The sequence below is a fragment of the Streptomyces fuscigenes genome (genome assembly GCF_021556455.1).
Lineage (GTDB): Bacteria > Actinomycetota > Actinomycetes > Streptomycetales > Streptomycetaceae > Streptomyces > Streptomyces fuscigenes.
Window position 1 is genome coordinate 35,879 of record NZ_JAKGCV010000008.1, and the last position, 12,282, is coordinate 48,160.

Consider the following 12,282-nt stretch of genomic DNA (forward strand, 5'->3'; position numbering starts at 1 on the left):
GTTCTCCGGGGGCTTCCGGGTCTCCGGGGGTCTCCGGGTCTTCCGGGGTTACGGTGTCGTCAGGTGTCGTCAGGTGTCGTCAGGTGTCGTCAGGTGTCGTCAGGTGTCGTCAGGTGTCGTCAGGTGTCCTCAGGGGGCCGACCGGTGACGTCCGGTCCCCTGGGGTGTCGTGCGGTGCCTTCCCGTCAGGCTCCGGGCCCCATGCGGTCCGCGCCCCGCACCGCGAGGCCCGCCGGGGCGTCCACGTGCGCGCGGCCGGCGGCGTCCACCCGCACCGCGAGCGGCTCGCCCGCCACGCGCAGACCGGTCAGATCCAGCGGACCGAGGGCGTCGGCCGCGCGCGGGTCGAGGCGCAACGTGCCGCCGGGGACGTCGGCTTCGAGGCCGAGGGCGGCCGTCAGCAGCAGGACGGCGGACGCGGCGGACCAGGCCTGCGGGCGGCAGGCGGCGGGGTAGGGGGCGGGCGCGGTGTCGTGGGCGCTGCCGTGGCCGGCGAAGAGTTCCGGCAGCCGGCCCTCGAAGACCTCCGACGCGGCGACGAGTCCCCGCGCCAGGGAGGCGGCCTCCGCGGGGAAGCCCGCGCGGACCAGGCCGTGGACCGCGATGGCCGTGTCGTGGGGCCACACCGATCCGATGTGGTAGCCGAGGGGATTGAAGCCGACGGAGTCGGTGCTCAACGTGCGCAGGCCGAAGCCCGAGTTGAGCCGGGGGCCCGCGAGGCGCCCGGCGAGCAGCGCGCTCTCCTCCTCGTCGAGCAGTCCCGTGCCGAGGAGGTGCCCGAAGCCGGAGGTGACCGAGTCGACGGGGCGCTTGTCCGCGTCGAGGGCGACGGCGGGGAAGCGGCCGGAGGCGTCCTCGGTCCAGAAGCTCTCCCGGAAGCGGCGGCGCAGCCGCTCGGCCCACCGCTCCCAGCGTTCGGCGCCCGGCCGGCCGAAGGCGCGCAGCAGGCGGGCTCCCGCGACGGCGGCCTCGTACCCGTACGCCTGGACCTCGCACAGGGCGATGGGGGCCCGCGCGAGGCGGCCGTCCTGCCAGCGTATGGAGTCGCCGGAGTCCTTCCAGCCCTGGTTGGCGAGGCCCTTGCCGGTCGTGTCGACGTATTCGAGCAGGCCGTCGCCGTCCGCGTCGCCGTACGACGCGAGCCATTCCAGGGCCGCCTCGGCGTGCGGCAGCAGCGCGCGCACCTCGTCCGGGGCCAGGCCCCAGCGCCAGGCGTCGTGCAGCAGGATCACCCACAGCGGTGTGGCGTCGACGGTGCCGTAGTACAGCGGGGGCAGCGCGGCGCCGCCCACGCTCTCGCGGCGGACCTCGTGCAGGATCTTCCCGGGCTGCTCCTCCGTTTCGGGGACGACCCGGCTGCCCTGGCGACGGGCCAGGACGCGCAGCGTGCCGGCCGCGAGGTCGGTGCCCAGCGGCAGCGTCATGCGCGCGGCCCACAGCGCGTCGCGCCCGAAGAGGGTGAGGAACCAGGGGGAGCCGGCGGCGAGGAAACGGTCGTCCGGTCGCCGCCCGTCCGCCAGCAGCAGCCGCTCCAGATCGCCCAGCGACCGGGCGAGCAGCCGGTCGAACCCCCGGTCGGCGCTGCGTGAGACGGCCCGCGACCAGGGCACGGCGGCGGGCGCGACGGGGAGGAACGCGTCCGGCTCGGAGTCCGTCACGGCGCATTCGAAGGCGGCCCGCCAGACACTGCCCGGGGGCAGTTCCACGGCATGGCGCAGGGCGCCTTCGGCGGGGACGACCTCGACGGGGCCCGCGTCGGCGGCGCTCCGCCCGGCGTCCACGTCGGCCGGCAGGCCGTCGCGAGCGCCCGGCGCGCCGTGCGCCGAACGACCCTCGTGCGCGGGGGCGTTCACGTCGCCGTCCACCGGGGCCCCGGGCCCGGGCACGGCCACGGGTCCGGATGCGCGCACGGGTCCGGATGCGCGCACGGGTCCGGACACGGGCACGGGCCGCAGGGCGGTCCGTGTGCCGCCCTCCTGCCACACGAGCCCGCCGTCCTCGGCGCGGGCGGCGAGGGGGGCCCGGCCGCGGCCCGCCTTGACCTCGCCCATCGGGGCGAGATCGGTGCCGGCGAGCACCGCGACGGACAGACTCACGTGCCGCACCCCCGCGTTGACGATCTCCAGCTCCTCGCGCAGGACGCCGGGCGCCAGCGAGCGCACGCGGCGCAGCGTCACGGCCGGGTCGGCGGTGTGCTCCCCGACGCCGCGCAGGACGGATCGGAACGCCGTCCGGTCCGCCGCGAGCAGCGCCCTGCCCACCGGCGCGAGCGGCACGCCCTCGACGGACACGCGCAGGGTCGCCAGTGCTCGGCGGTCCCCGTGGAAGAAGCCGTCGGCGCCCTGCGTCATGTCGCCGTCGGGCCGGGAGAGCGCGATGCTCGGCGCGTAGAGCGTGGTGCAGGTGTCGTGCAGGAAGGGCTGCAGGCCCTCGGTGACGGTGTCCGCGGAAGAGGGGTCCCGCGGCGAGTGTCCCTGGACGGCCGTGTTCACTGGGCGGCGCCTTCCTCGGCTGGTGTGGATGGTGGCGACCGCTGCCGGGGCGGGGGGTGCGCGGCACGCGCACGGATCCCGGCCGGGACGGTCGAACTTTTTTGGATCGATCAAAATTCACCCTAGCTCTTGTCAACCAGCCACGAAAGAGAGTTTTATCGATCCACAGCAGCTACGGCGCCGCATTTCGGGCGGGCCGTACCCGGACGACGGAGGCCCTCGGTGGCACGGACGACCCCAGCGGGCGGGCCCAGGAAGAGACCCGTGACCCTCGCGCTGGTCGCGCAACGGGCCGGGGTGTCCGTGCAGACGGTCTCCAACGCGCTCAACTCGCCCGACCTGCTGGCGCCGCGCACGCTGGCCCGGGTCAACGAGGCGCTGAGCGAGCTGGACTACCGTCCCCACCAGGCGGCCCGCTCGCTGCGCACCCGGTCGAGCAGGCTCATCGGCTACGGCGTGCAGCCGATGCCCGCCGGGGTCTCCACGCCCGTGCACGACGACTTCCTGCACGCGCTGTCGGACTCCGCGGACCGGGCCGGATACCGGATCCTGCTGTTCGCCGCGTCCGCGGACGGTGAGGCCGACCGCTACGACGAGCTGCTGCGCGAGCACTCCGTCGACGCGTTCGTCCTCAGCAACACCAACCGCGGCGACAAGCGGCCCGCCTGGCTCCTCAAACGCGACGTCCCGTTCGTCGCGTTCGGCCGGTCCTGGTCGGCGCGCGAGCACGGCGACTGGGTCGACGTGGACGGCGCGCACGGCACGGCGGCCGCGGTCGGGCACCTGGTCGCGGCGGGTCACCGGCGCATCGCCTTCCTCGGCTGGCCGCGGGGCTCGGGCGTCGGCGACGACCGTGCGCGCGGCTGGCGCGAGGCCATGCGAGAGCACGCCCTGCCGACCAGGGACCTGCGGGTCTCGTCGGTGAACGACGTGGACGCGGCGCGCGAGGCGGTGGCGCCCGTGCTCGCGCGGGCCACCGCGGTCGTCGCCGCGAGCGACACCCTCGCGCTCGGCTGCTACCGGGCCCTGCGCGACCGGGATTTGAGCCCCGGCCGGGACGTCGCGGTCGTCGGCTTCGACGACTCACCCGCCGCGGCGCTGCTCGCGCCGGCGCTCAGCAGCGTCCGCCAGCCGCTGCGCGAGGTCGGCCGGGCGTGCATCGGGCTGCTCATGGACCGCATCTCCGCTCCCGGCGGCGCGGCGCAGCACGTGCTGCTGCCACCGGAACTCGTCGTGCGCGAGAGCTCGGTGCCACTCCCGCCGGCCTGACCCGAAGGCCGCGGGGCCACCGGCCCCGCACCGGCCCCCCGTACGGCCCGTCCCCGCATCCGCGCCGGCCGCCGCACCCACCACCACAGACCCCCACATCCGCAGCCGAACCGCCCGGCCGTCCGGCGGTCGGCACCCCACGCCCGGAGGCACACCATGACACTTCGCAGAGCCGCCACGGCAGCCGCCGCGGGCGGGGCGCTCCTCCTCGCCGCCGGATGCTCGTCGTCGAGCTTCGGCAGCAACAAGACCGAGAGCCAGGACAGCGGCGGCAAGCAGAGCCTGACCGTCATGATCGGCTCGTCCGGCGACAACGAGACCGACGCCGTCAAGAAGGCGACCGCCGCCTGGGCGCACAAGACCGGCAACACCGTCAAGGTCGTAGCCGCCCAGAACCTCGACCAGCAGCTCGGCCAGGCCCTCGCGGGAGGCAAACCGCCGGACGTCTTCTACGTCGGCTCCGGAGTCTTCGCCAACTACGCCAAGGGCGGCTCCCTCTACGCGTACGGCGACCAGCTGCCCGACCGCGACGACTTCTCCCCGTCGCTGCGCACGGCCTTCACCTACGGCAAGAAGTTCACCTGCGCGCCCAAGGACAGCTCCACCCTGGCGCTCGCCGTCAACACCGCCCTGTGGAAGAAGGCCGGGCTGACGCCCGCCGACTACCCCAAGACGTGGGACGACCTGGAGAAGGTCGCCAGGAAGCTCACGACGAAGAAGGTCGCGGGCCTGGTCGTCGACTCCTCGTACAACGAACTCGGCCCGTTCCTCAAGCAGTCGGGCGGCTGGATCACCGACCCCGGGCAGACAGCGGTCACCGCGGACAGCGCCGCGAACGTACGGGCGCTGACCTTCGTGAAGAAGATGCTCTCCGAGGGGACCCTGAAGTACCCCAAGCAGGTCGACACGGGCTGGGGCGGCGAGGCGCTCGGCACGCGGAAGGCCGCCATGACCATCGAGGGCAACTGGCTGACGGGCGCGATGGCCTCGGACTACCCGTCCGTCGGGTACAAGGTCGTCCCGCTGCCGCAGGGCCCCGCCGGCAAGGGGACGCTGTCCTTCAGCACCTGCTGGGGCATCGCCAACAAGAGCGCCCACCACAAGGCGGCCGTCTCCCTCGTCGAGTCGCTGACCACCGTGGACCAGCAGCTGTCCTTCTCGGACGCCATCGGCGTGCTGCCGTCGCGGGACAGCGCGATCTCCGCGTTCCGCGCGAAGCACCCGGGCAGCGCGGCCTTCGCCGACGGCACCGCGTACGCCCAGGGGCCGGTGACCGTGCCGGGCTTCACCAAGGTGCTCACCCAGTTCGACTCGGAACTGTCGCAACTGGCGACGTCCGACCCGAAGAAGGTCCTGACCGACCTGCAGACCAACGGGGACCAGGTCCTCAAGAACGGCGGCTGAGCGGGCCGGGACGAGCGAGAGCACGGGAGGCGAGAGATGGAACGGGACGGCAGCGGCCCCCCGGCCGCGGTGCGCGACCGGACCGCCGGAGCGCCGGGCCCCCTCGGCGACGGGGCCGGGGCCCGGCCGGGACGCGGCGGACGCGGGCGCACGGCGGCGGCCGGGCGCCGGGGCAGGGGCGTCCGGGACCACCAGGGCCGGTGGGGCTGGCTGTTCGCCACGCCGATGGTCGTGATCCTCGGCCTGTTCCTGGTGCTGCCGATCGGGATGGCGGCCTGGGTGAGCCTGCTGAAGTGGGACGGCCAGTCCAACCCGTTCAGCGGCGCCGCGGACTTCGTCGGGGTGCGCAACTACGCGGACCTGCTGACCGGCCCGGGGCAGGACCGGCAGCTGTTCATGACGTCGATCCGCAACAACCTGTACTACGTGCTGCTCGTGGTGCCGCTCCAGACGGTGCTCTCGCTCGGGCTGGCTCTGGCCGTCCACCACAGACGCGTCAAGGGAAAAGGTTTCTTCAGGACGGTCTTCTACTTCCCGTCCGTCACCAGCTCCATCGCGATCTCCACCGTCTTCCTCTTCCTCTTCCAGGGCAGCGGCGCCGTCAACGCCCTGCTGAAGTGGGTCGGGATCACCGGGCCGCGCTGGTTCACGGACGCCCACGGCCTGGTGTGGAGCGTGCTCGGCCTGCTCGGGGTCGTCGACCCGGACAAGCCCGTCCCCGCGCTGGCGGCCCACGGTTTCCTCGGACTGTCGTGGTGGGACTGGCTGTCCGGCCCGTCCATCGCCATGTGCACGCTGATCGTGCTGGCCGTGTGGACCACGTCCGGCACGTACATGCTCATGTTCCTCGCGGCGCTCCAGGACGTGCCCGTGGAACTGGAGGAGGCGGCGCTGCTCGACGGCGCGAACCGGTGGCAGTCCTTCCGCAACGTCACGCTGCCCGCCATCCGGCCCGTCGTCTTCCTGGTCGCGACGCTCGGGCTCATCGGCACCTGGCAGGTCTTCGACGCGGTGTACGTGATGAGCCAGGGCGCCCCCGCCAACACCACGCTGACGCCCGCCTACCTGTCGTACACCGCGGGCTTCCAGGACGCCGACTACGGGCGCGCGGCCGCCATCGGCTTCGTCCTGCTGGCGATCATCCTCGTGATGACCCTGATCCAGCGCCTGCTGCTGCGCGAGCGCGGCGGGGGCCGGACGGCCCGTCGCCCCGGTGCCCGGGGCCTGTTCCTTCGCGGGAGGAGCTCATGAACGCGCGGAGCACGAGCACCGGAACCCCGGCGGCGCGCCTCCCGGCGGGCGGCGGCCCGGCGGCCGGCCGTCGCACGGACGCGGACCCGCCCGCAGGCGGCGGCCCGGCAGGCCGGCTGCGGCGCCCCCGGGGCACCCGGACCGGGAGCCCCTACCTGCGGACGGTCCTGTACCTGCTGCTCGCCGGGGTGGCCCTGCTCTACCTGCTGCCCTTCGCCGTCCAGATCGCCACGTCGCTGAAGACCGACCCGGACGCTGCGGCCCACCCGCTCTCGCTGCTGCCCGACCCGTTCTCGGTGGACACCTACCGCCGCCTGTTCGGCCTCGGCGGGGCGGGCGAGGACGCGGTGCCCTTCAGCCGCTGGCTCGCCAACTCCGTGCTGGTGACCGTGTTCATCACGGCGGGCCGGGTCTTCTTCGACTCGCTGGCCGGATACGCGCTGGCCCGCCTCGACTTCCGCGGGCGCGCGTTCCTGTACCAGGGCGTCCTCGTGGTCATGTCGGTGCCGGGGGTGGTGCTGCTGATCCCGAAGTTCCTCGTCCTGAACGAACTGGGGATCTTCGACACGTACGCCGGAATGATCATTCCGCTGCTGGTCGACGCGGCCGGTGTGTTCATCATGCGGCAGTTCTTCGTCTCCATCCCCAAGGAGGTGGAGGAGGCTGCGAAGATCGACGGCGCGAGCGTGTTCCGCACGTTCCGCTCCGTGGTCCTGCCGATGGCGCGGCCCGCGCTGATCACGCTGACGATCCTGTCGTTCCAGGGCTCGTGGAACGAGTTCACGCACTTCCTCGTGGCGACGCAGTCCCCGCAGTACGAGACGCTCACCACGGGGCTGGCCCACCTCGTGTCCGGGAGCCTGAGCGCGGGTACGCAGTACCCGCTCAAGCTGACGGCCGCGCTGCTGTCGACGATCCCGGTGGCCGCGCTGTTCTTCTTCTTCCAGCGCCACTTCGTGCGCAGCGCCAACTCGGGGGCGGTCAAGCAGTGACCAGCCGTCCCGGGCGCGGGCGGAGGCGCCGGCGCCCGGGACGGCGGGTACCCGGGACCGGCGGGCGCTCCTCCTGACGGGGGCGCCCGCCACCCGCGTACCGCGCTGTCACCGGCCCCGGGAGGCGGGTGCGCGGTGCCGGCCGGTGCCGGCCGGTCCCGGCCACGGACGTGCCCGGGGCCGGGCCTGGAGTGGCCGTGCGCGTGTCGTCAGGCGGACGTCTGGAGGGTGAGGCCGTAGTGGCTCAGGATCGGGTTGATCGGCTGGAAGAACGACTGGCCGCCGCTCGTGCAGTCGCCCGAGCCGCCGGACGTGACGCCCTGCGCCTGGTCGCCGCTGATGTAGGAGCCGCCCGAGTCGCCGCCCTCGACGCAGACGCTGGTCTGCGTCATCGAGTAGACCGCGCCCTGGGCGTAGTTGACGGTGACGTTTGTGGCCTGCACGTTGCCGCAGTGCCAGTGCGAGGTGGAGCCGGAGCGGCAGATGGCCGCGCCGACCGGCGCCGCCGCCGAGCCGCGCACCAGCTGGTCGGAGACGGTCCCCCAGCCGAGGACCACCGGCACCGTCCACCAGCCGCTGCCGACGTTGACCCACGCGTAGTCGTTGCCGGGGAACGTCGAGCCCTGGATGTTGCCGATGTACGAGCCGTCCCAGCCGGTCACCGAGCCGCCGGGCTGCCCGCAGTGCCCGGCGGTGACGAAGCCCCCGTTGACGGAGAAGCCGATCGAGCAGCGGATGTTGCCCGTGTACCAGGGGTCGCCGCCGACCGTGCCGGCCGCCTTGGTGCCGGGCCGCGCGGCGACCTCGTCGACCGCGACCGGCCCGGCCTTCTCCGCCTGCGCGACGAAGGCGCGGACATCGTTGTCATCCTTGTGGGAGGCGACGACGTCCACGACGACCCGGTTGGTCGCCGGGTCGACCCGCCAACTGCTCACCCCGGCCGGGGCGGACGCCGTGGCCGAACCGGACGCCCCGGCGGACGCCGCTCCGTCCGTGGCCGCGCCGGACGGCACCGCGCCGCCCGCGGCCAGCCTGTCGATGCGGTCCTTGACCGCGTTCAGCCGGCCGGCGCTGTAGCGCACCAGTTCGACCCGCGCGCCCGTGGCGCGCACGGCCCCGGCCCTCCTCGCGTCGGCGACGGCGACGGTGAGCGCGCCGCTCTTCGCGTCGATCCAGGAGCCGCCGTACGCGGAGCCTGCCGCGCCACGGGCCTTCCCGGCGATCGCCGTGGCCTTCTTGTCGGCGGCGATGCGGGCCGTGGCCTGGCTCTCCGTCAGGCCGAGGTCCCTGCGCATCGCGGAGACGAGGCCGGCGGAGGCGGGGGCTTCGGCCGCGGGGGCCGTGGTCCCGGTGGGGGCGGGTGCGGCCGCGGCCGAGGGCAGCGCTCCGGTCGCGGCCCAGGTGCCGGCGAGCAGGAGCGTGGTGAGTCCCGTGCGTATCAGTGCTGAGCGTCCCATAAAGGGTGGCCCTTCCGTGTTCCTGACTGTGGGGGTGGAACAACTGGCGCCCAAGTGTCGCTTTTTGAGGGCGACTTGACCGGATCGTAACCAAGGAATGAGGTCAGGTCCATACCGCAGGGAGCGCTCTCAGGAAGGGCGAGGCCGCGCGCCGGGCGCGCGGGAGGGGAGCGCGACCGCCCCGCCCGGGCGGGGGTGCGGTGCCCGTGGCGTCGGGCTGCGTGACCCGGGCGCGAGGCCGGTCGGGGGCGGGCCGTACGCGGCTAGCCGCGGGCGCCGCCGCCGGTGAGCCGGCGGGCGCGGCGCTTCACGCGGACCAGGAACGGCGTGGCCGTGCCCTTCCTGAGCTGCGGCGGGGCCCCGTCGCTGGCGATGGTCAGGGACACCGGGAGCTCCGTGTCCTGCTGCCAGCCGCAACTGGAGACACGGGCCTTGAGCTCCCAGCGGCCCGCGTTGCGACCCGAGTTCAGCGTGTCGGGTGCCAGCGTCGCGACGGTGCGGTGACGCACGCGGAAGCCGCCGTCCGGCGTCGGCACGCGGAGCGCGGTCGTCTCGCCCGGCACGAAGAACTCCTCGCCGCCGCCCCCGCGCCGCCGGGCCACGAGGTCGATCCGGGCCGAGCCGAGCCGGTCGGTGACGTCGAGGGCCTGCGCCGGGAGGCCCGAGACCGGGGGCGTGAGCACGTCCTTGCCGTCCACCGTGCGGAACGTCAGCGGGGCGCCGCCGGGCGCGGTCAGCTCGCCCTCCACCGTGATCTCCGCCGGGCCCGTCACCCGGGCCGTCGCCCTCGCGCGGACGCCCGACTCCCAGAGCGCGAGCCTGCGCACGTCGTCGAAGCGGTCCGCCGCCACCAGCGCCACCAGGGCCCGCTGCGGCGCCGGCAGGCCCGCCGCTACGCCCGGCGCGAAGCGCTCCAGCAGTACCGCCCGCACCTCGCGGAAGAACGCCCCGCGCCACTCCTCCGGCGCCGCGAGGTGGCGCGGGGCCGTCAGCCGGCCCAGCATCTCCACGCGCAGCCAGCGCCGGTGCAGGCGGTCCCGGAAGGCTCCCGGCCCGGTGTGCGCGTCCACGATGTCCAGGGCCTCGCGGAGGTTGCCGAAGTAGCCGGCGGGGTCGAAGCGCCGGAAGCCGGCGTTCGAGGAGTCGGCGAGAGCCACGTGGATGTAGCACACGTAGTCCGACAGGACGGAGATCCGGCCGGCGGCGAAGTACGCCGCGGTCACGAACACGTGGTCCTCCAGGCGCCGCCGGCCTTCGGGAAACAGCAGCCCCTCGCGGCGCAGGAACTCCCGCCGGAACATCTTGTGCGGGGTGAGGCTGTCGATCAGCGGGTCCTTCGCGAGCGTGGCGTCCGGCCGGTTGCGGCGGAACAGCTCACGGGGCACGCTGCGGCCGCGGCCCGCCATCTTGCCGACGACGACGTCGGCGCCGTTCTCCCGCGCGTACGCGTACAGGCGCTGGAGCGCCTCGTCCCCGAACCAGTCGTCGTGGTCGGCGAACTGCACGTACTCGCCGCGCGCCAGCCCGATGCCGACGTTGCGGGGCCGCGAGGGCCAGCCGGAGTTCGGGATGTGCTCGACCCGGAAGCGGTCCGGGTACCGGGCGGCCAGCTCGTCCAGGCGCGCGCCCGAGCCGTCCGTCGACCCGTCGTCGACGAAGACCGCCTCCCACTCGCCCGGCGGCATCGACTGGCGCAGGAGCGAGCCGATGAGCTCGTCGATCGCGGAGCCCGGGTTGTAGACGGGCACCACCACGGACACCTTCACCCGGGAGGGTGATCCCGGCGCGCTGCCGTCGACGGCGGGGTCCGGAGTCGTTCCGCCGGAGCCCGGATCGGCTCCGCCGGGGTCCCGTTCGGCCCTGGGTTCGGTGCCGGTCGTGTTGTGGGTACCGGGTGCGGTGCCGGGTTCGGTTCCGGGCGTGATGCCGGCCGTGTCGTCGGTTCCGGGCGTGGTGCCGGCCGTCTCGTCGTGACTGCTCAACATGCGTATCCCCAGCGGCGCGTGACCTCCCTCAAGGAATCCGGCACCTCCTCGGGCGTGGGCAGTTCACGCGCCCGCTGGATCCTGCCCGATTTGATGTTGTCGCTCCAGTCGCCGACGTAGGCCTGGAACGGGCCGTGTTCCTGTCGCCCGTAGTCCAGCATGCCCTCGCTCCACTCCACGCCGAGAAACGCGCAGATCTCCCGGGTGATCTCGTCGGGCCGCTCCGTGAGCTCCTCGTAGCGGACCGTCAGCCCGGGCAGCCGGCTGCGGGCCTCGTCCACGGCGTCCACGTACCGCTTCACCTCCGCGACCGTCTGCCGCGGGTCCCGGTCGGGGCGCCCGTTCATCAGCGAGCTGACCATCGACGCCGGATGGCGCAGCAGGAAGACGTAGCGCGCCTCGGGCCACGCCTCGCGCAGCCGGGGCCAGATCAGGGCGTTGCCGGGGGTCTTGTCGACGATCTGCTCCTTGCCGCTGTGCGCCAGCTCGCGGTGGAGGACCCGGTCCCACAGCAGGTGCTCCAGCTCCCGGCCGTCGAGGCCGAGCTGCTTCATCGCCTTCTCGGTGTAGTCCTTGGTCTGCCGGACCTCCAGCGTCCGCAGGTGCATCTCGTGCGGTGCGCGGATCTGCGGGTGGCTGTTGAGTATCACGCGCAGGAGTGTGGAGCCCGAACGCACGGACGAGATCACGAACACGGGAGACGGTACGAGCCGCTGCCCCTTCGGCGCCGGGGCCGCCGCGGCGGGGCGGCCCGCCGCCCGCGCTCTCGCCCGGCCCAGGACGCGGCGGGCCTTGCGGGCGACGGCCCGCATTCGGGAGCGGCTGGCAGGCATGGTGCGCACATCCTTCGTCGGCACGGTCGCGCGGGGGAGCGCGCGCCCCCGCCCCCGGCGCCGCCGGTCGCGGGGCGAACGTCCCGCCGCCTCAAGGGTTTTCTAGGTGCGCAATCTGAGAGAGGGCTCACGAGCGCCCGGAGGGCCGATGAGAAACGCGTGAGAACGCGGCGCGCCGGGCAACCGATCGGGCGCGAACACCATCGCTGTGCGGGCGCTGTGCGCCGGCCGTACGCGCGCTCACGGACCGTCGGGCCCGGCCCTCCCCGGCTCCGGCCGCCGCTCGGCGGTCCGTGGCCGGGGCCCGTGCCGCCCGCGCCGGATGATCTTGACGGGTCTCGGACATTTCCCGCTTGTCAAGGCAGTGTCCTAAACACAAGTCACTCGGTTAGATGAGTGTGGACACCAGAACGCCCCGGTCCGGGTTCGACGAACAGCCGCCCCTGAGCATGCTCAAGGTGGACAGCGATCCCGCACAGGTCATCGTGAACCACGCGAGCTTCCGCGTGAAGCTGGCGACGCCCAGCCGGCCGGCCCCGCGCCGCGCCGGCGTGCAGCGCGGCGCCGGGGCGGGGGCAGCCGAGACCGCGCGCATCCCC

General features: G+C 73.9%; 8 protein-coding genes and 1 pseudogene. 5 read left to right on the forward strand and 4 right to left on the reverse strand.

Going from position 1 to position 12,282, the window contains the following annotated elements; all coding sequences use genetic code 11:
- Window positions 1-185 precede the first annotated feature (185 nt).
- A complete protein-coding gene (locus L1885_RS02365; RefSeq protein ID WP_308117265.1) occupies window positions 186-2,492 on the reverse strand; it encodes a glycogen debranching N-terminal domain-containing protein in 2,307 nt (768 codons plus the stop codon).
- 264 nt (window positions 2,493-2,756) lie between these two features.
- On the opposite strand from L1885_RS02365, the gene L1885_RS02370 reads away from it, so the two are divergent.
- The 4 genes from L1885_RS02370 (at window position 2,757) to L1885_RS02385 (ending at window position 7,408) form a co-directional block, all read left to right on the forward strand.
- On the forward strand, window positions 2,757-3,761 hold the full coding sequence (locus tag L1885_RS02370) for a LacI family DNA-binding transcriptional regulator (RefSeq protein ID WP_235795245.1): 1,005 nt from the start codon (window positions 2,757-2,759) through the stop codon (window positions 3,759-3,761).
- 156 nt (window positions 3,762-3,917) lie between these two features.
- Window positions 3,918-5,165 (forward strand): sugar ABC transporter substrate-binding protein, encoded by a 1,248-nt coding sequence (locus L1885_RS02375; RefSeq protein ID WP_235795246.1) that lies wholly within the window; start codon window positions 3,918-3,920, stop codon window positions 5,163-5,165.
- A 36-nt stretch (window positions 5,166-5,201) separates the two neighbouring features.
- Window positions 5,202-6,416, forward strand: coding sequence for a carbohydrate ABC transporter permease (locus L1885_RS02380; RefSeq protein ID WP_235795247.1), 1,215 nt, complete (start codon window positions 5,202-5,204; stop codon window positions 6,414-6,416).
- Entirely contained in the window at window positions 6,413-7,408 is a 996-nt protein-coding gene (locus L1885_RS02385) for a carbohydrate ABC transporter permease (RefSeq protein WP_235795248.1), read from the forward strand. Before L1885_RS02380 ends, L1885_RS02385 begins: the two co-directional genes overlap by 4 nt.
- A 209-nt stretch (window positions 7,409-7,617) precedes the next feature.
- On the opposite strand, the gene L1885_RS02390 is transcribed toward L1885_RS02385, so the two are convergent.
- The 3 genes from L1885_RS02390 to L1885_RS02400 form a co-directional block, all read right to left on the reverse strand.
- Window positions 7,618-8,865 (reverse strand): S1 family peptidase, encoded by a 1,248-nt coding sequence (locus L1885_RS02390; RefSeq protein ID WP_235795249.1) that lies wholly within the window; start codon window positions 8,863-8,865, stop codon window positions 7,618-7,620.
- A gap of 263 nt (window positions 8,866-9,128) precedes the next feature.
- Window positions 9,129-10,850: a glycosyltransferase family A protein gene (locus L1885_RS02395; protein ID WP_235795250.1), complete on the reverse strand. Its 1,722-nt coding sequence runs from the start codon at window positions 10,848-10,850 to the stop codon at window positions 9,129-9,131.
- A complete protein-coding gene (locus L1885_RS02400; RefSeq protein WP_235795251.1) occupies window positions 10,844-11,683 on the reverse strand; it encodes a sulfotransferase family protein in 840 nt (279 codons plus the stop codon). The genes L1885_RS02395 and L1885_RS02400 overlap by 7 nt, the downstream gene beginning before the upstream one ends.
- Window positions 11,684-12,075: 392 nt before the next feature.
- Here L1885_RS02400 and L1885_RS02405 point away from each other — a divergent pair.
- Window positions 12,076-12,282, forward strand: a pseudogene (locus tag L1885_RS02405) (hypothetical protein); the annotation flags it as partial.

Coding starts and splice junctions, on each gene's coding strand:
- L1885_RS02400 (WP_235795251.1), bottom strand. CDS start 11,683: ATGCCTGCCAGCCGCTCCCGAATGCGGGCCGTCGCCCGCAAGGCCCGC.
- L1885_RS02385 (WP_235795248.1), top strand. CDS start 6,413: ATGAACGCGCGGAGCACGAGCACCGGAACCCCGGCGGCGCGCCTCCCG.
- L1885_RS02375 (WP_235795246.1), top strand. CDS start 3,918: ATGACACTTCGCAGAGCCGCCACGGCAGCCGCCGCGGGCGGGGCGCTC.
- L1885_RS02380 (WP_235795247.1), top strand. CDS start 5,202: ATGGAACGGGACGGCAGCGGCCCCCCGGCCGCGGTGCGCGACCGGACC.
- L1885_RS02390 (WP_235795249.1), bottom strand. CDS start 8,865: ATGGGACGCTCAGCACTGATACGCACGGGACTCACCACGCTCCTGCTC.
- L1885_RS02395 (WP_235795250.1), bottom strand. CDS start 10,850: ATGTTGAGCAGTCACGACGAGACGGCCGGCACCACGCCCGGAACCGAC.